We start from the raw sequence: 24818 nt of genomic DNA, 5'->3' as shown, positions 1-24818 counted from the left end.
CATTATAATTCCAAGAAAATAGTATTTTTGCAACTTAATGAAACATTAAAACCATATAGGATTATGATCCACTTCTTCGGAAATCCAAAAGAGAAAGTATTTGTAGTTCAAACCACGAAAGAAATCTCTGAAGAAAACAGTAAAAAACTAACTTGGCTTTTTGGGAATCAAGAAAAACTTACATCGGCGTCTATTGACGCTTTTTTTGTTGGTCCTCGTGCAACCATGATTTCTCCCTGGAGTACCAATGCTGTAGAAATCACCCAAAATATGGGTATTGAAGATATCATCAGGATTGAAGAATTCACATCGGTAGCAGAAGACTACACGGATTATGACCCTATGTTATCTCAAAAGTATAAACAGCTGGATCAGCAAATATTTACCATTGGTATCCAGCCAGAAGCAGTTCAAGAAATTGATGATATTGCCGCTTTTAATGATAAAGAAGGACTTGCACTAAACCCAGAAGAAGTAAAATATTTAGAAGAGGTAAGCAAGCGTATCGGTAGAAAACTTACCGATTCTGAAGTGTTTGGGTTTTCACAGGTAAATTCAGAACATTGCCGGCATAAAATCTTTAATGGTACTTTTATTATTGATGGTAAAGAGCAACCCTCTTCCCTATTTAAATTAATAAAAAAGACTTCAGAAACGAATCCGAATGATATTGTATCTGCCTATAAAGATAATGTTGCCTTCATAAAAGGACCTAAAGCAGTACAATTTGCACCAAAATCAGCCGATAAACCTGATTTTTATGAAGAAAAAGATTTTGAAAGTGTAATCTCACTCAAAGCAGAGACACATAACTTTCCAACTACAGTTGAACCTTTTAATGGGGCTGCAACTGGCTCAGGTGGAGAAATTAGGGACCGTTTAGCTGGTGGTAAAGGATCATTACCGCTCGCTGGTACCGCAGTATATATGACTTCCTATTCTAGGTTAGAAGAAAACAGACCTTGGGAAAAAGCAATGAAAGAGAGAGCTTGGTTATATCAAACACCAATGGATATTTTAATCAAGGCTTCAAACGGAGCATCCGATTTTGGAAATAAGTTTGGTCAACCGCTAATTTCTGGATCTGTATTAACCTTTGAGCATCAAGAAGAAGCTCGAAAATTAGGTTTTGATAAAGTAATAATGCTTGCAGGAGGTATTGGTTATGGAAAAAATGAACAAGCACTTAAAGACCGCCCGGAAACCGGAGATAAAATTGTTATTCTCGGTGGAGATAATTATAGAATTGGTATGGGAGGAGCAGCTGTATCCTCAGCAGATACTGGAGAATTTAGTAGCGGTATTGAATTAAACGCTATACAACGATCCAACCCCGAAATGCAAAAAAGAGCCGCCAACGCAATTCGAGGTATGGTGGAGAGCGATCATAATAGTATTGTTTCTATCCACGATCACGGAGCTGGTGGACACCTTAATTGTTTATCCGAGCTAGTGGAAGAAACAGGTGGTCATATTGACTTAGATAAATTACCGGTTGGCGATCCTACACTCTCTGCAAAAGAAATTATAGGTAATGAGTCTCAGGAACGTATGGGATTAGTAATCGGTAAAAAAGATATTGATATCCTGCAGCGTATTGCAGATCGAGAACGTTCTCCAATGTATCAGGTTGGAGATGTTACCGGAGATCACCGTTTTACTTTTGAGTCAAAAACCACAGGGGCTAAACCTATGGATTTAGAATTATCGGATATGTTTGGTAGCTCACCAAAAACAATACTCGAAGACACCGATATCAAAAGGACATATGACGCGATAACCTATAGCGAAGATCAGCTTGAAAACTACCTAACGCAAGTACTACAGCTTGAGGCTGTAGCTTGTAAAGACTGGTTGACCAACAAAGTGGATCGATGTGTTGGAGGAAGAGTGGCAAAACAGCAATGTGCAGGACCACTACAACTGCCCTTAAATAACTGCGGCGTAATGGCGTTAGATTTCAAAGGTAAAGAAGGTATAGCAACTAGTATAGGACACTCTCCTATCTCTGCGCTCATTGACCCAGATGCAGGAAGTAAAAATTCAATTGCTGAAGCCCTTACTAATATCATTTGGGCACCCCTAAAAGAGGGATTAAAATCGATTTCGCTTTCTGCTAACTGGATGTGGCCTTGCAAAAACGAAGGTGAAGATGCCAGATTGTATAAAGCTGTGGAAGCTGTGTCAAAATTTGCTATTGAATTAGGAATCAATGTTCCTACTGGAAAAGATTCACTTTCCATGAAACAGAAATATCCTAATGATGAAGTTATTGCTCCTGGAACTGTCATCATATCTGCGGCCGGTAATTGTAATGACATTACAAAGGTTGTAGAGCCTGTTCTACAAAAAGAAGAAGGTGAACTATTTTACATCAATCTTTCAGGCGATCAACATCAACTAGGTGGATCTTCATTTGCTCAAGTATTGAATAAAATTGGTGAAAAAACACCAACAATAAAAAATGTAAAGGCTTTTAAAAATACATTTGACACTATTCAGCAGTTAATAAAAGAAAACAAAATCGCTGCCGGACACGATGTGGCATCTGGAGGTTTAATCACTACTTTATTAGAGTTGTGCTTTGCCGATAAAAATCTGGGGGCTATGCTAGATTTATCAGCTGTGCAAGAACCTGATACAATCAAATTATTGTTTTCAGAAAATGCCGGGATTGTTTTACAAGCAAAAAAGGATGTCGATTTATCCTCAGTTTTTGATGAAAATGGAGTTTCGTATGTTAAGATTGGCAAACCAATTGATCGAGAGTCGTTAATCATCAATAATGGACCTTACACTATCGATCTTGATGTTTCAAAATACCGAAAAGTGTGGTATAAAACATCTTTCCTACTAGATCAAAAACAAACAGCTAATAACTTAGCGGAAGCGCGTTATCAAAACTTTGATCAACAACCGCTTCACTATTCCTTCCCTGACCATTTTACAGGTAAGAAACCTATAATTGACGCTTCAAAACCAAGACCAAAAGCGGCCATCATCCGAGAAAAAGGAAGTAACTCAGAACGCGAAATGGCTAATGCGATGTATCTCGCTGGTTTTGATGTTAAAGATGTGCACATGACCGATTTGATTAGCGGCAGGGAAACATTAGAAGATATTCAATTTATCGGTGCTGTTGGTGGGTTTTCTAATAGTGACGTTTTAGGTTCTGCAAAAGGTTGGGCCGGAGCCTTTTTATATAATGAAAAAGCAAATAACGCACTAAAAAGGTTTTTTGAGCGCGAAGATACCTTGTCAGTAGGTATTTGTAATGGGTGCCAGTTGTTTATGGAATTAGAAGTGATCAACCCAGAGCATAAGGTACACGGCAAAATGCTTCATAATGATTCTCATAAACACGAAAGTGGTTTTACTTCTGTTGCGATACAAAAAAATAATTCGGTGATGTTATCCTCACTAGCAGGAAGCACACTTGGTGTTTGGATATCACACGGAGAAGGAAAATTCAACCTGCCATTGGCGGAAAATGAATATAATATCGTTGCAAAATATGGTTACGAAAGTTATCCTGCAAATCCTAACGGTTCTGATTTTAACACTGCGATGCTTTGTGATAAAACAGGAAGACATTTGGTGATGATGCCACATATTGAACGTTCTATCTTTCAATGGAACTGGGCAAATTACCCTACAAATAGAAAAGACGAAGTTTCTCCATGGCTTGAAGCTTTTGTTAATGCAAGACTTTGGATTGAAAAAACAAATCAATAACTATAATTAAAATTGCGGAGCAACATCTTATCAGACATGCTCCGCAGTTTTATTATTTGTTAGTTTATATGAGACCTAGTATCCAGCTACTGTGGGAAAGTCTTCAAACAAATCATCTACATACTCCGCAATAGCTTTTGACTCTTGCAATTGATAAATTTCATCAGAAGCCGCTCCACTCCATACAACTTTCTTAGTTTTTCTATCTACCAGATCAACAATTAAAGTTCCATCCTTATATTTATCAGTATCTGTAGTATACCCAATGGTATTTCCATAACCAAAATAATAATTATAGTAATATGGATCATATAAAGGACTTACCGGTGATCTATAAGTATATGGATATGTAGCATAAACCGGTTCGGTGTCTTTAACCACATCTACAGAAACTTTTGTTCTGATTAAAACTAAAAGATCAGGTTTTTCTCTATCCAACTCATAACCCGCTTTTTGCATTTGTTGATTTACTGCATTAATTACTGAAATACCTACAGATGGATCATCGTAACCAATATCACTATTTTCAAAATTGCTATTAGGTAAATATGCAAAGCTTTGGTATTTATCTAAAGACTTATCTGTCGTTTTTACCGTTTCAACTGTTGGGCCACAAGCTATCGTAAGTAATATACTAAAAATAGCAGTAACCGATATTATCTTAGTTTTCATAATTGTTTTGTTTTACAATAAGATACAATAGTTCTAAGCCTTATATTATTCAACGTTACTGTTTAGTATTAGATTAACAAAAACAACTTAAAATCTTTTAATTTTAATTAAAAATTATCTAAAAACGATATGAAAATTGCGACTAGCAAATTGAATTATAAGAAGATCTTGATTTTACTTTTTGAAATATGATTACTTTTAACACCAAATTCCATCATTGATTATCAAATGAAAAAACTTCTTTTTGCACTAGTATTACTAAGTTTTGTAGGGTTTTCTCAACAAAAACCGAATTATAGTAAAGTCAAGATATATTATCAAAACCAAGGAGATTTAAAAAGTTTAACAGCTAAGGGAATTCCTTTAGATCACGGAGTACATAAAGCAAACACCTTTTTTATATCCTATTTTTCTAACGAAGAAATAAAAATGATCAAGGAAGCCGGATTTGAGGTAAAAATACTTATCGAGGATGCCGAAGCTGATTTTATAAAAAGAAATAAATCAAACGATTTCTCTGAAAAAAATCTATACTGTCCATCCGTAACTACTCCGATAGATTACCCTACCCCTACTAACTTTTCGTTAGGATCCATGGGTGGTTATTTAACTTATCAAGAAATGCTAGATAACCTGGATGCGATGCATAATTTGTATCCCAATCTTATTTCAGCACGCTTTGACATCGGTAACTTTACAACAGAAGGAACACCGGATAATTCAACAACTCCAGCCATCGGAGGAAACAAATTACAATGGGTTAAAATTTCTGACAAGCCGGATACAGATGAAGATGAGCCAGAAGTTTTATATGACGCGATTCACCACGCCAGGGAACCAGCAAGCTTATCTCAATTGATATTTTATATGTGGTATCTGTTAGAAAACTATGAAACCGATCCACTAGTTAAACAAATTGTGGACCATACAGAATTGTATTTCGTACCCGTAGTGAACCCTGATGGCTATCTTTATAACGAAAAAACCAATCCCAATGGGGGCGGTTTATGGCGAAAAAATAGATATAATACTCATGGGGTGGATCTGAATAGAAATTATGATTATTATCCTACCGGAGACGCTTCTTCTTCAGTTTGGGGAGGTCAAGGAGCTTCGCCTAATACGAGTTCTGACACCTACAGAGGTGCTACGCCTTTTTCTGAAGTAGAAACTCAAGCTATGAAATGGTTTGTAGAGCAACACAATTTTAGCGTAGCATTGAACAATCATACCTTTGGAGACCTCCTACTCTATCCTTTTGGTTATACGGATAATGCTCCTACACCAGACGATGATTACTACAAACAAATATCTGCAATTATGGTTACACAAAACGGATATAACAACATCATCTCGGCAGGACTATATCCAGCAGCTGGGGATTCTGATGATTTTATGTATGGCACTATTGGTACACATACCAAGGTTTTTGCCTTTACCCCAGAGATAGGAGATGAATTTTGGCCAGCCTCTAGCGAAATCATTGGTATCTGCAAAGAAATGGTTTACCTGAACCTAGCTGCTGCCAAAATTGCCGGTAATTATGCTAAATTAAGTGATACTAGTGCGGCTTATATCGAGGACAATCCCTCCTTTAATGCTTCTTATACAATAGAGAATGTAGGAGTTAGTGGTACCGGTAATTTTCAAGTATCTGTAAACCCTATTAGTGCTAATATTGAATCAGTAGGCGATGCGAAATCATATACCAGTTTATCGTTTGGATCTCCAATCAATGATCAAATAATCATTAATCTAAACAACTCCATCAACTATGGAGATATTGTGGAGTATCAATTAATTTTAGATACAGGTACGCTAACAGAGGCAATAACAGTTACTAAAACATACGGTAAAACCGAAACGATTGTTGATAATTCAGCAGATAACCTCAATGAATTTAATAGCGACAGTTGGGGAACTACTAATACAACCTATGTTTCTGCTGTAAGCTCCATAACCGACTCACCTGGTGGTGATTATAATCCTAATCAAAATAATGCAATACAATTTACTAACACTATTGATCTTACAGAAGCTATTACCGCTAAAGTTTCATTTTTTGCTAAATGGGATATTGAAAATAACTGGGACTATGTGCAATTTCAGGTATCAGAAGATGGTGGAAGCAATTGGATACCCCAATGCGGAAAACATACGAACTCGGGTAGTACAAATTCAGGGCAACCTACAGGAGAGCCCTTGTACGATGGGCTTCAAGAAGAATGGATCAAAGAAGAAGTTAATCTTAGTGATTATTTAGGAAAAAGTATCAACATTAGATTTGTACTTGTTTCTGATCAAGCCGTAGAAAATGACGGATTTTATTTTGACGATCTAGAACTAAAAATAATTAAAGAAGAACCTTTAAACGTAGCGGATATCAACAAATCCAACATCAGTCTGTTCCCAAACCCTACCAAGGGTATCTTGCATGTTACATTAGCCTCTGAGGATAAGGCTAATGCAACTGTGTATAATATATATGGACAAATTGTAGTTCCTACAAAACAAATTACAGAATCTGGCGATATAACTTTAAATGGTCTAGCCAATGGAGTGTATTTTATTAACATACAGCAAGATAAAGCAGAAAAAAACTATAAAGTAATAAAACTATAATACACTAATAGAATTCATAAATAATTAAAAGGTTCGCAATTCTATACCGGTTTTTTTATATATTAGAGTTGTGGATTATATTATTTTTTATAATTTGCGAAACTATGCACGCATAGTAAATAAAATAGGGATTAATGAGAAAAAAGATGTTTTCTTGTTATATATGCGTTTAACAATAAAAAAGCTTAAATAATATCTAAAAAAACTATGACAACAATTACGCGTTTATTTGATTTTCCATATTATCAACTTGAAAAATATGATTTAGATAAGGCTTTAGTGACTAAGTATGAAGGTAAATGGGTGGCTACATCTACCAAAGAATACATAGAAAAGGCAAACCGAATTAGTAGGGGGTTATTACGGTTAGGCGTTAAACCAAACGACAAAGTTGCAATCATCTCTTCAAACAACAGAACAGAATGGAATATAGTAGACATCGGAGTACTACAATTAGGTGCACAAGATGTACCTATTTATCCTACTATTTCTGAAGAAGATTATCAATATGTATTGAATCATTCAGAATCGACCTATTGCTTCGTTTCTGATGAAGAGGTATTTCAAAAAGTAAATAATATTAAAGCAAATGTACCTTCATTAAAAGAAGTGTACTCCTTTGATGACATCGACGGTTGTAAAAACTGGAGTGAAGTATTAGAATTAGGTAAGGATGACAGTAATCAATCTGAAGTTGAAGCTTTAATGGCCAATGTAAAAGAAGATGATCTGGCAACTTTAATATATACATCTGGAACCACAGGTAGACCCAAAGGTGTAATGCTAACGCATAAAAATGTAGTAAGTAACGCGATTGCAAGTTCTACACGATTTCCTATTCCACCGGGTCAGGCAAAATCCTTGAGCTTTTTACCTGTTTGTCATATTTATGAAAGAATGTTAATGTACCTCTACCAGTATCTAGGGATCTCAATACATTTTGCAGAATCCTTGGAAACTATTAGTGACAATCTTAAAGAAGTGAAACCACAAGTAATGACTGCGGTTCCTCGATTACTAGAAAAAGTATACGACAAAATTATTGCTAAGGGCGCAGACTTAACTGGGCTTAAGAAAAAATTATTCTTTTGGGCTGTAGAATTAGGCTTAGAATATGAGCCATACGGTGCTAACGGTTGGTGGTATGAAAAGAAACTGGGAATAGCCCGAAAATTAATTTTTAGCAAGTGGCAAGAAGCTTTGGGAGGAAACTTAGAAGTAATTGCTTCGGGTAGTGCCGCGTTACAACCTAGATTAGCTAGAGTATTTAATGCAGCGGGTATATCAGTAATGGAAGGATACGGACTTACCGAAACCTCACCTGTGATCTCTGTTAATGATGTAAGAAATAAAGGCTTTAAAATAGGTACTGTAGGTAAATTATTACCCGACACAGAAGTGAAAATCGCAGAAGACGGAGAGATCCTAGTTAAAGGTCCACAGGTTATGATAGGATATTATAAGGATCAAGAAAAAACAGACGAAGTTCTTAAAAATGGATACTTCCACACTGGTGATATCGGAGAAATTGACAGTGAAGGATTCTTGAAGATTACCGACCGTAAAAAAGAAATGTTCAAGACTTCTGGTGGTAAATATGTAGCGCCGCAGTTAATTGAAAATGCCATGAAGCAATCTAGATTTATCGAACAAATTATGGTTATCGGAGAAGGAGAAAAAATGCCAGCCGCTTTTGTACAACCTAATTTCGAGTTTTTACGAGAATGGGCAGAACGCAAAGGCTTGGATATAGGTTCCTCAAATGAAGAAATGATAAAAAACGAAAAGGTTATCGATAGGTATCAAGAAGAAATCGACGAGCATAATGAGAAATTCGGAAAATGGGAGCGTGTTAAAAAATTCGAATTAACCGCTGACGAATGGAGTATCGAAGCAGGGCACCTTACCCCTACGATGAAGCTTAAAAGACGGATAATCAAGGACAAATACCAAGATTTATATCAAAAAATCTATAATTAATTTGTAACCCTATAGACTTTAACATATTAACTGTTAATTGTTAAACTCCTCATTTTGTGAGGAGTTTTTTTATTAATTCCTCAGAAAAACGTAAATTCCTTCTTTGATTCGTAATTTTTTAAAAAATTTATTATGCATGCATAGTAAATTTTCTTACCTTTACATCGAAAGAAAATCGGAATGCGAGAAAAAACAATTGATTATGCCCTCAGAGCTACATGGATGTCTGTGGCTAAGATGTATAATGAAGAAGCAGGCAAAAAAGGAAGCACTATGGCGACCGGATTTGCTTTGATCAGTATTGACCCCGAAAATGGAACCCCATCTACTTCGCTTGGCCCAAAAATGGGAATGGAAGCTACTAGCCTATCCAGAACCCTAAAAGTTATGGAAGAAAAAGGATTAATTTTTAGAAAAAAGAATCCTCACGACGGTCGTGGTGTATTAATCTACCTCACCCCGTTTGGTAAAGAAATGAGAAATTATTCAAAGGATGTTGTCTTTGCATTTGACAATGCCGTAAAGAATACCATTTCACCTACCAAGCTAGAAGTATTTTTTGAAGTATTGCAGAATATCAATGATCTGATTGCTTCAAAAAAGATTTATATAAACAAGGAAACATCAACTAAAGGATAAGAAATTACAATTAAGTTTCATTTAAAACAGGTAATTTTTACTGACATAACAAATCGGTATAACAACTAAAATAACTTTTAACAACAAATGAAAAGAATCATTAAAAAAGTAGCAGTCATTGGTTCAGGAATTATGGGATCAGGGATTGCTTGTCATTTTGCTAATATTGGCGTCGAAGTATTATTATTAGACATTGTACCCAGAGAGCTAAATGATAAAGAAAAGGCTAAAGGTCTTTCATTAGAAGATAAAGCAGTACGTAATCGAATTGTAAATGATTCTCTTACTACTGCATTAAAGTCAAAACCTTCACCTATCTATCATCAATCATTTGCTAGTAGAATCGCTACGGGTAATCTTGAGGATGATATCCAAAAGGTTGCTGATGTAGATTGGATAATCGAGGTTGTTGTAGAACGATTGGATATTAAAAAACAGGTTTTTGAAAACCTTGAAAAACATAGAACCCCAGGTACTCTGATTACATCAAATACATCAGGTATACCTATTAAATTTATGAGTGAAGGAAGAAGCGAAGATTTCCAGAAACATTTCTGCGGAACACACTTCTTTAATCCAGCGCGATATTTAAAGTTATTTGAAATAATTCCAGGTCCAAAAACTTCGCAAGATGTATTGGATTTCTTAAACGGATATGGTGAACAATTCTTAGGAAAAACTTCAGTTGTTGCTAAGGATACTCCTGCATTTATAGGTAACCGAATCGGTATCTTCAGTATTATGAGTTTATTCCATATGGTAAAAGATATGGGGATGACTATTGAAGAAGTTGACAAACTAACAGGTCCTGTAATTGGTAGACCTAAGTCAGCAACTTTCCGTACAGTAGATGTAGTAGGTTTAGATACATTGGTGCACGTTGCTAACGGTATTGCTGACAACTGTCCTGATGATGAACGCCACGAGCTGTTTAGGCTTCCAGACTTCATCAACACGATGATGGAGAACAAATGGTTAGGAAGCAAATCAGGTCAAGGTTTCTACAAAAAAGTAAAAAATGATGATGGGTCTTCAGAGATTTTATCTCTAGACTTAGACACCTTAGAATATAGAAGTAAAAAAAGAGCATCTTTTGCTACGCTAGAAATGACTAAAACCATCGATAAAGTAATCGATCGTTTTAAAGTACTAGTAGACGGTAAAGATAAAGCGGGTGAATTCTACCGAAAAAACCTTGCTGCTTTATTTGCTTACGTTTCACATCGAATCCCAGAAATCACAGATGATCTATACAAAATAGATGATGCGATGAAAGCAGGTTTTGGTTGGGAACATGGTCCTTTCCAAATTTGGGATGCTGTAGGTGTGAAAAAAGGATTAGAATTGATGAAAGCAGAAGGACACGAGCCAGCTGCTTGGGTTAATGAAATGGTTGCTGCAGGTAGTACTTCTTTCTACTCTGTTAAAGATGGAGCAACGTATTATTACGACATTCCTAAGAAAGAACAGGTTAAAGTACCTGGACAGGATGCATTTATCATCTTAGATAACATTCGTAAATCTGCTGAAGTATTTAAAAATAGTGGTGTAGTTGTTGAAGATCTTGGTGACGGCATCCTTAACGTAGAATTCCAAAGTAAAATGAATTCTATTGGTGGAGATGTTTTAGCAGGTATCAATAAAGCTATTGACATTGCCGAAAAAGACTTTCAAGGACTTGTAGTTGGAAACCAGGCTGCTAACTTCTCTGTGGGTGCCAATATTGGAATGATCTTTATGATGGCCGTTGAGCAAGAATATGATGAGCTTAATATGGCGGTGAAGTATTTCCAGGATACGATGATGCGTATGCGTTACTCTGCTATCCCAACCGTTGCAGCACCACACGGTATGACTTTAGGTGGTGGATGTGAGCTTTCGCTACACGCAGATAAAGTAGTTGCTGCTGCAGAAACCTATATGGGATTAGTAGAATTTGGAGTTGGAGTAATCCCTGGAGGGGGTGGTTCCAAAGAAATGGCATTACGTGCTGCGGACCTATTCCAAAAGAACGATGTGGAGCTAAACGTATTGCAAGAACACTTCTTAACTATTGGAATGGCTAAGGTGTCTACTTCAGCGTATGAGGCTTACGATACTAATATCCTACAGAAGGGTAAAGATATTGTTGTAGTCAACAAAGATCGCCAGATAGCAACAGCTAAGTCTTATGCTAAGCTTCTTGCTGAACAAGGATACACACAGCCTGTGAAGCGTAAAGATGTTAAAGTACTCGGAAAACAAGCCTTAGGTATGTTCTTAGTAGGAACAGACTCTATGGAAGCAGGGAAATACATCTCAGAACATGATAAAAAGATTGCTAATAAATTAGCTTATGTAATGGCGGGAGGAGATCTTTCTGAACCAACTAAAGTTTCTGAACAGTATTTACTAGACTTAGAACGAGAAGCTTTCTTGTCGTTATGTACAGAAAGAAAGACGTTAGAACGTATTGAGCACATGCTTAAAAAAGGTAAACCTTTACGTAATTAAGAGCCAGTACTTAAATCTATTAGCTAAAAAAATACACTGAAAAAAATGAAAACAGCATATATAGTAAAAGGATATAGAACAGCAGTAGGTAAAGCACCTAAGGGACTGTTCCGATTTAAAAGACCAGACGAATTGGCTGCAGAGACCATTGAGCATATGATGAACGAGCTGCCTGGTTTAGACAAATCAAGAATTGATGATGTCATTGTAGGTAATGCAATGCCTGAGGCTGAGCAAGGACTTAACATGGCACGTTTAATCTCACTAATGGGATTAAAAGTAGAAGACGTTCCAGGAGTTACAGTGAATAGGTACTGTGCATCTGGAATTGAAACTATCGGTATTGCTACTGCAAAAATCCAGGCTGGTATGGCTGATTGTATCATTGCTGGTGGTGCAGAGAGTATGTCATACATCCCTATGGGAGGTTACAAACCAACCCCTGATTATGCACTAGCCAAAGAAGGACATGAGGACTACTACTGGGGAATGGGATTAACTGCAGAGGCAGTTGCTAAGCAATTCAAAGTATCAAGAGAAGATCAAGATGAGTTTGCGTACAACTCACACATGAAAGCGCTAAAAGCTCAAGCAGAAGATCGTTTTAAAGAACAAATCGTACCTATCGATGTAGAACACGTCTATGTAAACGAAGAAGGTAAAAAAGCTTCAAAAACCTATACCGTTTCTAAAGACGAAGGACCACGTGCTGGAACAAGTAAGGAGGTTCTTGGTAAACTAAGACCTGTATTTGCTGCCGGTGGTAGTGTAACTGCGGGTAACTCTTCGCAAATGAGTGACGGTGCAGCTTTTGTAATGGTAATGAGCGAAGAAATGGTAAAAGAATTAAATCTAGAGCCCATCGCACGTTTAGTTAACTATGCAGCAGCTGGTGTAGAACCAAGAATCATGGGTATAGGACCAGTTAAAGCGATTCCAAAAGCGTTAAAGCAAGCTGGATTGAAGCAAGATGATATTGCACTGATAGAATTGAATGAAGCCTTTGCTTCGCAATCACTTGCTGTGATGAGAGAATTAGGTCTTAACCAAGACATCGTCAATGTTAATGGAGGCGCTATTGCACTTGGACACCCACTAGGATGTACAGGAGCTAAATTATCTGTTCAGTTATTTGACGAAATGCGCAAAAGAGATATGAAAGGTAAGTACGGTATGGTAACTATGTGTGTAGGTACTGGTCAAGGTGCTGCCGGAATTTTTGAATTTTTAAACTAATCAAATTACAAATATTAAAATTGAGTAGTAAGAAAACGAAGATGACGCCTTACTACGCTATTTTAAGTAACTATTAAATTTTATAAAAATGAGTACAGAAACGATAAAAAAGGATCTTATTAGAGGAGGTCAGTTTCTTGTAAAAGAAACAAAATGTGAAGATGTATTTACTCCAGAGGATTTCTCTGAGGAGCAAAAAATGATGAGAGACAGTACCAAAGAGTTTGTAGACAGAGAGCTATGGGCACATTGGGAGCGTTTCGAACAAAAGGATTATGCATATACGGAAGAGTGTATGAGAAAAGCAGGTGAGCTAGGTCTTTTAGGTGTTGCTGTTCCTGAGGAATATGATGGACTTGGAATGGGATTCGTATCTACTATGTTAGTATGTGATTACATCTCGGGTGCTACTGGATCTTTTAGTACTGCATTTGGAGCTCACACCGGGATTGGTACAATGCCTATCACCCTATATGGTAACGAGGAACAAAAGAAAAAATACGTACCTAAATTAGCTACCGGCGAGTGGTTTGGTGCATACTGTTTAACTGAGCCAGGAGCAGGATCTGACGCCAACAGTGGTAAAACTAAAGCAGTTTTATCTGATGATGGTAAACATTACTTGATTTCAGGTCAAAAAATGTGGATCTCTAATGCTGGATTCTGTAACTTATTTATCGTTTTTGCTCGTATTGAAGATGATAAAAATATTACAGGTTTTATTGTAGAAAACGATCCTTCTAATGGAATCAGTTTAGGAGATGAGGAGAAAAAATTAGGTATCCACTCTTCTTCTACACGTCAGGTATTCTTTAACGAAACTAAGGTACCGGTTGAAAATATGTTATCCGAAAGAGGTAACGGATTTAAAATCGCTATGAATGCCTTAAACGTTGGTCGTATTAAGTTAGCTGCTGCTTGTCTTGATGCACAACGTAGAATCGTTGGTGAAGCAACTAAGTATGCTAATGAGCGTGTTCAGTTTAAAACGCCAATCGTAAACTTTGGTGCAATTAAAGCTAAACTTGCGGAAATGGCTACCAATACTTATGCGGATGAATCTGCATCGTATAGAGCCGCAAAAGATATTGAAGATAGAATAGCAATCCGCCAAGAAGAAGGTAACTCTCACCAAGAAGCAGAATTAAAAGGGGTAGAAGAATTCGCTATCGAATGTTCTATTCTTAAGGTAGCTGTTTCTGAAGATGTTCAGAAAACGACTGACGAAGGAATTCAAATTTTTGGAGGTATGGGATTCTCTGCAGATACTCCTATGGAATCTGCTTGGAGAGATGCTCGTATTTCTAGAATCTACGAAGGTACTAATGAGATCAATCGTATGTTGGCTGTTGGTATGCTTGTTAAAAAAGCAATGAAAGGTCACGTTGATTTATTAGGACCTGCAACAAAAGTAGGTGAAGAATTAACAGGAATTCCTTCTTTTGATACTCCTGATTATTCTGCATTATTATCAGAAGAAAAAGCGATCGTAGAACAACTTAAGAAAGTATTTTTAATGGTTGCTGGTTCTGCAGTACAAAAGTACGGACCAAAATTAGAAGAGCACCAACAACTATTACTAGCTGCTGCTGATATTTTAATTGAAATCTATATGGCAGAGTCTACTATCTTAAGAACTGAGAAAAATGCTAAGCGTTTTGGTGAAGAGTCTCAAGCTACTCAAATAGCAATGTCTCAATTATACTTATACAATGCCGTAGATCTTATCCAACAGCGTGCTAAAGAAGCAATTGTTTCTTTCGCAGAAGGAGATGAGCAACGTATGATGTTAATGGGATTAAAGCGATTCACTAAATATACTAACCAGCCAAATGTGGTTGAGTTAAGAACAAAAATTGCAGATAAAATAGCTGAAGAAAACGGATATTTTATAGCATAACAAATCCAATATTGCGGCCGTGCCCTTAGGCATAAAATAAGGGAAAAAGTTGTTTAATTTTGATTTAAGAAACCGTCTTTCCATAAAAAGACGGTTTTTTATTTTACTTACCTAACGCTCTAAGCAACAACTCTTGCTTCACGAATTATAAAATCGCTCATTAGTTTCTTATCATAATTTTAAAAGGCTAAAATCTTGAACTCCTTGTTGGCGATAAAATATAATTTTTTATCAACACGAAATCGTTGTAGTGCCAATTGACGTTCTGAAAATTGAATATTTAGCAATAAATTGGGTAAAACACAACACAAGAAACACTTTTAATAACCTAAAATTATCAAATTATGAAAGCTACTTTCAACAGTACGAAACATTTCGTTCCGTTAACATCGCTTGAATTTCAATTCTTATCTGCGGGTATGTATAAAAGGAAAAAACTTAAAACGTAATCCCAGTTTTCTCCTAAAAATGCTAAACTATTTAAGTCAAATATAGCCGGCTCACTATTGGTTTAAAAAATGTCCAATCGAATAATATATCTAAAATCGGGTGTTCCATTGGGTATTCCTGGAAACCTATTCGTACGGAATATACCTATAGCGTCCTTGACTTGTTTAGCTAATTCTTCAAAATTATTCTTTTAACCCATTTTATTTCACACAAATGAATTTCAAAAAAATCACAAGATTAGTACTCCTTGCATGGGTCTTACTTATTCCCCTATTAAGCATAGCACAAGACGAAGATGTATTATTTCAGGCCTTTGACTGGAATGTACAAAATCAACCCGCTGGAATTACCTGGTACGATGTAGTTAGTCAAAATAGCACTGCAATTAACGAAGCAGGTATTGATGTAATTTGGATGCCACCACCAAGTAACGCAGCATCTCCTCAAGGCTACCTTCCTCGAGAATTATATAATTTCAATAGTTCTTACGGAACAGAAAGCCAGCTGCGCAATTTGATAAATCAATATCACGATTTAGGCATTAAAGTATTAAGCGACATTGTAGTAAACCATCGTGTAGGTACCAATGATGCAGTTACCTTTACGAACCCAGCTTGGCCGACATATTTTATCACTGCAGATGACGAAGGACGAAATTTTGTCAACTACCCAGTAGAATTTAGCATCAATGGAGATTATGTCCCTGGAACTACCTTGAAAGCAGACGGTTCTAATGGTACCTATGCCGCAGCTAGAGATTTAGACCATCAAAACCCTGAGGTACGACAAGAAATTAAGAACTGGATGAGTTTTTTAAAAAACGACTTAGGATTTGATGGATGGCGCTATGATTTCGTTCACGGTTACGATCCTATTTATAATAAAGAATATAATGATGCCACCGATCCTTATTTTGCTGTAGGAGAGCTTTTAGAAAGCAGCAGAATTCAAACGAACAACTGGGTCAACTTTACGCAGCAGTCTTCCTCAGCATTTGATTTCAACACAAAAGTATCCTTACAAAATGCTATTAGAGATAATAATCTATCCTATCTCAGAGATGGACAAGGAAGGCCATCCGGAATGATTGGTATAAATCCAGGTAAATCCGTAACATTTTTGGATAATCATGATACGGGAGCAGCACAACAATGCTGTGGGTCTAATTATGTTTTTCCTGGAGGCGAAACTAACCTCAGAAAGGGATATGCTTACATTTTAACACATCCTGGTAATCCTATGATATTTTGGACTCATTTCTTTGACGCAGGATCCGGAATACAAGAAGCGATAAAAGATTTAATCGCAGTAAGGAAAAGCGTACGCTTACACGCTAATTCTACCATCAATATTGTTGAAGCACGCAATGATTTATATGCAGCATATATAGATGGAAGATCCGGTAGGGTAGCAATGAAAATAGGAGATGCCAACTGGTCCCCCAATGGCAATGGTTGGAGTTTACAAACATCGGGGAACGGGTATGCAGTATGGACAAATACGGACGAAGAACCTGAAGAAGCTGTACCTCCCTATACGGTTCATTTTTATAAACCTCAAGGATGGAATGCTCCTATTAATGCATATTTCTTTGATGCGGGTGCTAACACTACCCTACCCGGCACCAACGGCTGGCCAGGTCAACAAATGACCAATACTAACGATACCAATTGGTATACCTTTACCGTAACTCCGCCAGCTGGTGTAACTGCCACAAATCTACGGGTGATTTTTAATGATGGCACTAACCAAACTACAGACCTGGCTAGAAGTACAGACGGTTGGTACAAAAACAGTAACTGGAGCAACAACTGCCCTTCAAACTGTAGTTCACTCCAATCTAGTACTGTACAATATTATTTCCAAAAACCAAATAGTGATTGGGGTACTGCTAACATCTATCTATACAATAAAAATACGAACACTACCCTATCCGGAACTCCAAGTTGGCCGGGTAGTCAAATGGATGACCTTAACAATACTTCCTGGGCATTCTTTACAATCAATAAACCTGCAGAAATTGATTCAAATGCAATAGGAGTTGTGTTTAATAATGGCTCAGGGCAACAAACCGTAGATTTGACACGTGGCGTTGATGGATGGTTTACTATAACCGGTAGTACCAATGGCAAAAGCACTGGTTTTTGGTCTGGCAACTGCCCTACAGACTGCTCAATCTTAGAGAATAAAAGCAACTCCGCTTTACAAGGTGAGTTTGACGCCAAAGTTATCCCAAATCCCTTGCAATCCAATACATCTCTTTATCTAACAATACCTGAACAAGGCAAATTACAAGTTTTTATATCAAATCTATTGGGTCAGCGATATCAGCTGTTGTCGAAATCAGTAAAAAAAGGAAGGCTACAAAAGCAGTTAAAATTTCCACCTTCTATTGAATCAGGGTTATACTTTGTAACCATATCATTAAACGGCAAGGTAATTAAATCAATCAAAGTGATTAAAAATTAAATCCACGTTGATTCTTTACTCAGAAACAAACAGCTATGATATTTTCATAGCTGTTTTTGTTATTTAGTTCATAAAGAACTAAAAGTGAAATTGATAATATTCAAAAAGTACAGTTTTATAACCCCATTATAATTAACAGATTACGTTTTTTACTGTTAAATTCATAATTCTCTATATTCAGCTAAACGAACACATACATTTAAAAGACATTAATTTTTTTAATTCTAAAATAATGAGTAGACTGCGACACTATAGCAAACTACTAAACAACCCAAAAACAAATACACCTGCCTATGAAATTAATGGCTTTAGATCCAGATTTACTAAAAAAAACATCTATTGTTTTTTTAATCTTAGTCTTGACGTTTATAACCATTAAGTTTATTCTCAAAAAGATAGGTAAAGATCCAAAATATTATTTACCAACTACTTTTGCAAAGCAAGTAACCGCTCCCCTAATCATATTTTTGCTAGCTACATTTCTTCAATTTAGATCCGTTAAAGCATTTTTTAAAGAATTTAATTTTGGGTATACCAAGCAAGTAGCCACACTCCTATTCATTATTTCCGTTACCTGGACGATATTGGTTTTTATAAAAGTGGTAAAAAATAAAATTTTTAAACGATATAACATTAGTAAAAAAAATAATCTAAAAGCTCGAAAAGTACTTACACAGCTTAATATCTTAGAGCGAATCAGTACATTTATTATTGTTCTTTTGGCAATAGGAATCGCTTTAATGTCTTTTGACAAAATAAAATCAATAGGTGTAAGTGTATTAACCTCAGCTGGATTGGCAGGAATTATCGTTGGCTTTTCTGCTCAAAAAGCATTAGGAACACTACTGGCTGGTATTCAAATTGCATTTACGCAACCAATTCGTTTAGATGATGTTTTGATTGTTGAAGGAGAATGGGGAATTGTAGAAGAAATAACCTTAACCTATGTGGTCATTAAAATATGGGATAAACGAAGATTGGTGGTACCTACCACCTATTTTATTGAAAAACCCTTTCAAAACTGGACGAGGTCTACATCTGACATCCTGGGTACAGTTTTTATCTATACCGATTATAATGTCAACTTTGATAAATTAAGAGGAAAACTAACTAATATTCTAGAGAATACCCCCCTATGGAATAAAGAAGTTAATGTGCTTCAAGTAACCAATGCCGCCAAAGACAATGTAGAGATAAGAGCTTTAATGAGTGCTGATGACTCTCCTACTGCCTGGGATCTTAGGGTACACGTTAGAGAGGAATTGATTAAATACATACAACAAGAATTCCCTGAAAGCATTCCCAGAACTACAGTTAGAATGGATTCTTCCTCTTAAGATTAATGCATTTTTTCGATAAATTTTTCTTCCTTGGTCAAACCTCCAGAAAAATTGGCTGCTGTTTCTATCAATGCTAAGTGAGAGTATGCTTGTGGGAAATTACCTAATAAACGTTTAGTTCTAAAATCGATATCCTCGCTAAATAATCCTAAATGATTACTGTATGATAAAAGTTGATCAAATAATTCTTTGGCTTTTTTATGTTCTCCAATTTTATACAAGCTATTGATAAACCAAAAGCTACATATAGTAAAAGAAGAAGAAGGTAAACCAAAATCATCTTTATTTTTATATCGATACATTAAGCCATCGTGGCATAATTCTTTTTCAGTAGCTCTAACCGTGTTAATAAATCGTTCATCACTGGCATCAATAAAACCGTATGACTCCATCAGTAAGGTAGAGGCATCTAAATCCTCAGAGCCATAAGACTGGGTATATGCATTGACCTTTTCGTTCCAGGCATTTTTATAGATATCCTCGTAAATTCTATTGCGAAGTTTTGTCCATTTTTCATTATTGATCGTTTTATTGATCTGCTCCCCAATTTTAATAGCTCGATCTACTGCAACCCAGCACAGTAATTTTGAAAAGGTAAAATGTCGTTCTTCTGTCCTAAACTCCCAGATTCCTTTATCTGGCTTTTGCCAATTGACATTAACGATGTGCACAATACTTTTACAGATGGTCCATAATCCTTCGCTATTGTCTAAGTCGCAATCAAATTTAGCAAACTGTTGGTAAATGACATCCATCAATATCCCGTAAATATCATTTTGTTTTTGGTGATAGGCTGCGTTACCCACACGTACAGGACTGGAGTTTTTATAGCCTTTAAGATGATCTAAGGTTTTTTCGGTTAATTTCTTTTCACCATTGATACCATACATGATTTGGATCTTCTCATCCTTATCAGGTATAATATCGATAATGAATTGCAAAAACCTTTGCGCTAATCGTTTATGCCCAAGATTAGAAATTACCTTGATCACCATCGAGGCATCTCGTATCCAGCAAAAACGATAATCCCAATTCCTCACCTCCCCTATGGTCTCTGGTAAAGAGGTTGTAGCTGCGGCTAAAACAGCACCGGACTTATCATAGCTTAATAATTTTAATACTAAGGCACTTCTTAGTATTTCATTATTATAATATTCATAAGAAGTAGTATTATCACACCAATTTAACCAATATACTCTGGTGCGTTGTAATTTTAAATAACACCGTTCTAACGACTGTTCTAATAATTTTTCGTGATAACTGATCACGAAATAGGCGTGATTGGTAAGTTCAATTTCTTTAGAATTGAGAATACTGTCATAATCTAAATCAGAGTACAAATAAAGGGTATCATACTTTTCTTCATTCGTAACACTTTTTATAAAATTATCCTTTACCTCCTTTTCTGTCTTCCCTAAAGAATACTCTAACCTAGGATCATACTTTACACTAAATTTTGGTTTCCCGGCAATTAACTTTACATATCTAACAATATCTGGTGGCGCATAAAAAGAACCATCCTCGTTGCGATACCTTGGCATAAAATCAATAAACTCAAATACATCCGTTCCGTTATTAAATTCAGTAACCAGTATATTAGTTTTAGGGATATACTTCTGAGAAATTTCATAATCGTCAGACACAATGACTTCAAAACTCCCACCTATTTCTTCGTCTAAAATTTTTGCAAAAACCGAATAAGAGTCAAAATTAGGCAAGCAGCACCAATCTAATGAGCCGTATTTAGAGATTAAAGCAGCGCTTTTACAATTACCGATTATTCCATAGTCGAGGTTATTCATAAATCCTAAAATTCTTTTAAATAGCCGTTTTTTTAATTATGTTTTGCGAAATTTAACAAAATTCGAAAAGAAAGAACCAACTTTAACCACATTTATGAGTAAAACTATCATTATCTCAAACAGATTACCACTTCAATTAAAAATCCATGATAATTCAATTGAAACCATACCCAGTGTTGGAGGATTAGCAACGGGGATGAAATCTGTCCATTCAGGTAATAACAGTATATGGATTGGTTGGAGTGGATTAACGGAAGGATCTTATGAGCAATCACTTCAACCGAAAATAAATACTGCGTTGCGAGAGCACCAATGTGTAGGAGTTGCTTTATCCAAAGAAGATATAGATGGTTTTTATTATGGGTTTAGCAATAATACCTTGTGGCCGCTATTCCATTATTTTATGGAGTATACTGAGTTTGAAAGAAGCACCTGGGAAAGCTACCAAGAAGTTAATCAAAAGTTTGCCGATGTTGTATTGGATCAGATAGAAGACGGAGACACCGTCTGGGTGCACGATTACCAATTATTACTTTTACCTAAACTAATTAGAAAAAAAAGGAAAAATGTGTCTATCGGCTTCTTCTTGCATATTCCATTTCCTTCCTATGAGGTTTTTAGAACGATTCCTTGTAGAGAAGAACTATTAGAAGGAATACTAGGCTCTGACCTTATCGGTTTTCACACCTATGATTACGAAAGACACTTTTTGAGCTCCGTACAGCGTATTTTAGGGCACGAAATCAGTTTTAACAACGTAAACTTAGAAAATAGAGTAGTTAAAGTAGATTCTTTCCCTATGGGAATAGACTATGACAAATTTTACAATACCGCTAAGTTTCATAATCAACAGAGTAACAAAGAACGATCAGAAATTCAGCAAGAGATTGACAAACACCTTGCGGATACGAATAAAGCGAAACTTATTCTATCTATCGACCGATTAGATTATACCAAAGGAATAGCAAACCGGCTTAGAGCTTTTGAATATTTTCTTGAAAAATATCCTGAGTTCAAAGGAAAAGCTAGACTAGTGATGCTTGCTGTACCATCGAGATCTGAGGTGCCTCAATATCAACGGCTAAAAAACGAAATAGATCAATTAGTTGGTCGTATTAATGGAAAATTTGCTGAAGTAAGCTGGACACCGATATGGTATTTCTATCGATCGCTACCTTTTGATAATTTAATAGACCTTTATACATCGAGCGAAGTAGCACTCCTCACTCCTATTCGTGATGGAATGAATTTAGTTGCCAAAGAATATATAGCGTCTAAAGTTGACAAAAAAGGTGTGTTGATACTTTCGGAAATGACAGGTGCTTCCAACGAAATGAGTGAAGCCTTAATCATCAACCCTAACAATTTTGAAGAGATAGCGGATACCTTAAAATACGCGCTAGAAATGCCGGAGGCAGAACAGATCAAAAGGAATACGGCTCTGCAGAAGAGATTAAAACGTTATAATGTAGAAAAATGGGCAAAAGACTTTATGCAAGCCCTAGAAAGCACTAAACAGGTCAGCAAAAAATATGCTGTGCAAAAACTATCGGATACCTTACAAGATGACATACTTAAAGCGTATAAAAATGCCAGATCCAGTATTTTATTTGTGGATTATGATGGTACATTGGCACCCTTTAAGAAAAACCCTGCTGATGCGAAACCCACAGAAAAGATCTATACGATCTTAGATCAGTTACAAAAAAGTTCTACTACTAAATTAATACTGATTACCGGTAGAGATAAGAAAACGTTCAATGAATGGTTTGGTCATAAAAATTACACATTAATTACGGAACACGGAGCCTGGTTAAAAGAGGAGGATAAAGACTGGGAGCAAATGGAAAGTGCGAATAACACTTGGTTTGAGTCTATATTACCCGTATTAGAATCCTTTACTGACAGGACTCCTGGCTCATTAATCGAAGAAAAAAATTATTCCTTAGCATGGCACTTTAGAAATGTTGATCCTGATCTTGGAAAAAACCGCGCAAACGAATTAAAAATTACAATTCGTCATTTGATCGCTAATCATAATTTGGAGATACTTGAGGGTGACAAAGTTATAGAGATAAAGGTTAGTGGTATAAATAAAGGTAAATCGGCTGCCAAAATGTTAATTAAACAAAAGTATGATTTTGTGTTAGCTATTGGAGATGACTGGACGGATGAGTATATGTTTAAAGAATTACCAGAGCAAACACATACGATCAAAGTTGGACTTAAAAAAACAGTTGCAAAGTACTATGTGGAGGACACCGACCAGGTACATCAGCTATTAAAAGATTTTGCTACCTTAGCTCCTTAAAAGTAACGCGCTGAAATCCAAATTCTACATACTTCCTATCATCATTATTTCGCAATTTTTATGCACCTCATTGTGGTTTGCTGGTAATGTTGTGATAGATGAATTGGCTTCACAAATAAAGTCCTCTTTCGATTTGTTAGGCTACTTGATCTCCTTTGTTCAATTTGGTTTTATTGTTGGAACGTTGACTTTTGCGTTACTAACAATCACAGATCGATTTTCGCCTTCTAAAATTTTCATGATCTGTGCGCTGTTAGCCTCGATCAGCAACCTGACCATCTTAATCCCAAATAATAATGTTATTAATCTATTAACCGCTAGATTCGCTACCGGATTCTTTTTGGCAGGTATCTACCCTGTTGGTATGAAAATAGCATCCGATTACTTTCAACACGGTTTAGGAAGAGCTTTAGGATTCTTAGTTGGAGCCTTAGTGCTTGGAACCGCTTTTCCACATTTTATTAATGCAATTACCTGGACTAACGACTATACTACGGTAATTATAAGCACCTCGGTAATTGCCTCGTTTGGCGGAATTCTATTATTAGTTTTAGTTCCAGATGGACCTTATAGAAAACCTGTTAGAAGATTGCAGTTAGGCGTTATCAGCGAACTCTTTAGCATTACCAATTTTAGAAAAGCTGCGATAGGTTATTTTGGTCATATGTGGGAGCTCTATGCGTTTTGGGGATTTGTACCTATCCTACTAAAAACCTATACAAATATCAATAGAGTAGTTTTACCAGTATCCTTTTGGTCCTTTATTATTATAGGAATAGGAGCTGTTTCTTGTGCAATTGGAGGTATAATTTCTATTAAAGCTGGAAGTAGAAAAGTTGCTTTTATTTCCTTATCGCTTTCAGGCTTATTTTGTTTGTTATCACCTTTACTATTTCTAGTGCCACCTATTCCATTTCTTATTTTACTTTGTATTTGGGGAATGGTAGTCATCGCAGATTCTCCTCAATTTTCATCAATAGTGGCCACCGCAGCTCCCGCAGAGTATCGCGGCACTGGACTTACTATTGTAAACTGTATTGGTTTTGCTATTACGATTTTTAGTATTCAATTGTTGGATTTTACTATGGGGATCATTCCGTCTCAATTTTCATATATGTTGCTAGCTATTGGCCCCATAATTGGGCTTTATATATTTAGAAAATAAGTAC

General features: G+C 36.2%; 13 protein-coding genes. 11 read left to right on the top strand and 2 right to left on the bottom strand.

Translation table 11 applies throughout. The features are described from left to right. Nucleotides 1-63 precede the first annotated feature (63 nt). Nucleotides 64-3735 carry a phosphoribosylformylglycinamidine synthase gene (purL, locus tag EV197_RS09860; protein WP_130286588.1) on the top strand — a complete coding sequence of 1224 codons (3672 nt, stop codon included), beginning with the start codon at nucleotides 64-66 and terminating at the stop codon, nucleotides 3733-3735. 75 nt (nucleotides 3736-3810) lie between these two features. Here purL and EV197_RS09855 read toward each other — a convergent pair whose 3' ends face one another. Further along, a complete protein-coding gene (locus EV197_RS09855; RefSeq protein WP_130286587.1) occupies nucleotides 3811-4407 on the bottom strand; it encodes a DUF4136 domain-containing protein in 597 nt (198 codons plus the stop codon). A gap of 228 nt (nucleotides 4408-4635) precedes the next feature. Between EV197_RS09855 and EV197_RS09850 the strand changes: the two genes are divergently transcribed. The 8 genes from EV197_RS09850 (at nucleotide 4636) to EV197_RS09815 (ending at nucleotide 19533) form a co-directional block, all read left to right on the top strand. Further along, nucleotides 4636-7029 (top strand): M14 family metallopeptidase, encoded by a 2394-nt coding sequence (locus tag EV197_RS09850; RefSeq protein WP_130286586.1) that lies wholly within the window; start codon nucleotides 4636-4638, stop codon nucleotides 7027-7029. A gap of 207 nt (nucleotides 7030-7236) precedes the next feature. Beyond that, a complete protein-coding gene (locus EV197_RS09845) occupies nucleotides 7237-9009 on the top strand; it encodes an AMP-dependent synthetase/ligase (protein ID WP_130286585.1) in 1773 nt (590 codons plus the stop codon). A 180-nt stretch (nucleotides 9010-9189) separates the two neighbouring features. After that, nucleotides 9190-9648 carry a MarR family winged helix-turn-helix transcriptional regulator gene (locus EV197_RS09840; protein WP_130286584.1) on the top strand — a complete coding sequence of 153 codons (459 nt, stop codon included), beginning with the start codon at nucleotides 9190-9192 and terminating at the stop codon, nucleotides 9646-9648. Between the two features lie 87 nt (nucleotides 9649-9735). Next, a complete protein-coding gene (locus EV197_RS09835) occupies nucleotides 9736-12141 on the top strand; it encodes a 3-hydroxyacyl-CoA dehydrogenase/enoyl-CoA hydratase family protein (RefSeq protein WP_130286583.1) in 2406 nt (801 codons plus the stop codon). 45 nt (nucleotides 12142-12186) lie between these two features. Beyond that, nucleotides 12187-13377 carry an acetyl-CoA C-acyltransferase gene (locus EV197_RS09830; RefSeq protein ID WP_130286582.1) on the top strand — a complete coding sequence of 397 codons (1191 nt, stop codon included), beginning with the start codon at nucleotides 12187-12189 and terminating at the stop codon, nucleotides 13375-13377. Nucleotides 13378-13465: 88 nt separating this feature from the next. Then, nucleotides 13466-15277: an acyl-CoA dehydrogenase family protein gene (locus tag EV197_RS09825; protein WP_130286581.1), complete on the top strand. Its 1812-nt coding sequence runs from the start codon at nucleotides 13466-13468 to the stop codon at nucleotides 15275-15277. Between the two features lie 663 nt (nucleotides 15278-15940). Next, nucleotides 15941-18196 (top strand): starch-binding protein, encoded by a 2256-nt coding sequence (locus EV197_RS09820; protein ID WP_130286580.1) that lies wholly within the window; start codon nucleotides 15941-15943, stop codon nucleotides 18194-18196. 293 nt (nucleotides 18197-18489) lie between these two features. Continuing rightward, nucleotides 18490-19533: a mechanosensitive ion channel family protein gene (locus EV197_RS09815; protein WP_242610717.1), complete on the top strand. Its 1044-nt coding sequence runs from the start codon at nucleotides 18490-18492 to the stop codon at nucleotides 19531-19533. 2 nt (nucleotides 19534-19535) lie between these two features. On the opposite strand, the gene EV197_RS09810 is transcribed toward EV197_RS09815, so the two are convergent. Next, complete coding sequence (locus tag EV197_RS09810) at nucleotides 19536-21338, bottom strand: glycoside hydrolase family 15 protein (RefSeq protein WP_130286579.1); 1803 nt, start codon at nucleotides 21336-21338, stop codon at nucleotides 19536-19538. A gap of 94 nt (nucleotides 21339-21432) precedes the next feature. Here EV197_RS09810 and EV197_RS09805 point away from each other — a divergent pair, with 94 nt between their 5' ends. Together EV197_RS09805 and EV197_RS09800 are read left to right on the top strand one after the other, a co-directional pair. Next, complete coding sequence (locus EV197_RS09805; protein ID WP_130286578.1) at nucleotides 21433-23649, top strand: bifunctional alpha,alpha-trehalose-phosphate synthase (UDP-forming)/trehalose-phosphatase; 2217 nt, start codon at nucleotides 21433-21435, stop codon at nucleotides 23647-23649. 10 nt (nucleotides 23650-23659) lie between these two features. After that, nucleotides 23660-24814 (top strand): MFS transporter, encoded by a 1155-nt coding sequence (locus tag EV197_RS09800; RefSeq protein WP_130286577.1) that lies wholly within the window; start codon nucleotides 23660-23662, stop codon nucleotides 24812-24814. Nucleotides 24815-24818: the final 4 nt, after the last annotated feature.

Origin of the sequence: Aquimarina brevivitae (genome assembly GCF_004216895.1) — a bacterium.
GTDB classification, from domain to species: Bacteria; Bacteroidota; Bacteroidia; order Flavobacteriales; family Flavobacteriaceae; genus Aquimarina; species Aquimarina brevivitae.
The sequence above is the reverse complement of the archived record's forward strand: the minus strand, read 5'-3'. Positions and strand labels throughout refer to the sequence as shown.

What these genes read in the sequence shown, in the direction of transcription:
- EV197_RS09810 (WP_130286579.1), bottom strand. Translation starts at nt 21,338, where the DNA reads ATGAATAACCTCGACTATGGAATAATCGGTAATTGTAAAAGCGCTGCT.
- EV197_RS09830 (WP_130286582.1), top strand. Translation starts at nt 12,187, where the DNA reads ATGAAAACAGCATATATAGTAAAAGGATATAGAACAGCAGTAGGTAAA.
- EV197_RS09825 (WP_130286581.1), top strand. Translation starts at nt 13,466, where the DNA reads ATGAGTACAGAAACGATAAAAAAGGATCTTATTAGAGGAGGTCAGTTT.
- EV197_RS09835 (WP_130286583.1), top strand. Translation starts at nt 9,736, where the DNA reads ATGAAAAGAATCATTAAAAAAGTAGCAGTCATTGGTTCAGGAATTATG.
- EV197_RS09840 (WP_130286584.1), top strand. Translation starts at nt 9,190, where the DNA reads ATGCGAGAAAAAACAATTGATTATGCCCTCAGAGCTACATGGATGTCT.
- purL (WP_130286588.1), top strand. Translation starts at nt 64, where the DNA reads ATGATCCACTTCTTCGGAAATCCAAAAGAGAAAGTATTTGTAGTTCAA.
- EV197_RS09820 (WP_130286580.1), top strand. Translation starts at nt 15,941, where the DNA reads ATGAATTTCAAAAAAATCACAAGATTAGTACTCCTTGCATGGGTCTTA.
- EV197_RS09815 (WP_242610717.1), top strand. Translation starts at nt 18,490, where the DNA reads ATGAAATTAATGGCTTTAGATCCAGATTTACTAAAAAAAACATCTATT.
- EV197_RS09850 (WP_130286586.1), top strand. Translation starts at nt 4,636, where the DNA reads ATGAAAAAACTTCTTTTTGCACTAGTATTACTAAGTTTTGTAGGGTTT.
- EV197_RS09855 (WP_130286587.1), bottom strand. Translation starts at nt 4,407, where the DNA reads ATGAAAACTAAGATAATATCGGTTACTGCTATTTTTAGTATATTACTT.
- EV197_RS09805 (WP_130286578.1), top strand. Translation starts at nt 21,433, where the DNA reads ATGAGTAAAACTATCATTATCTCAAACAGATTACCACTTCAATTAAAA.
- EV197_RS09845 (WP_130286585.1), top strand. Translation starts at nt 7,237, where the DNA reads ATGACAACAATTACGCGTTTATTTGATTTTCCATATTATCAACTTGAA.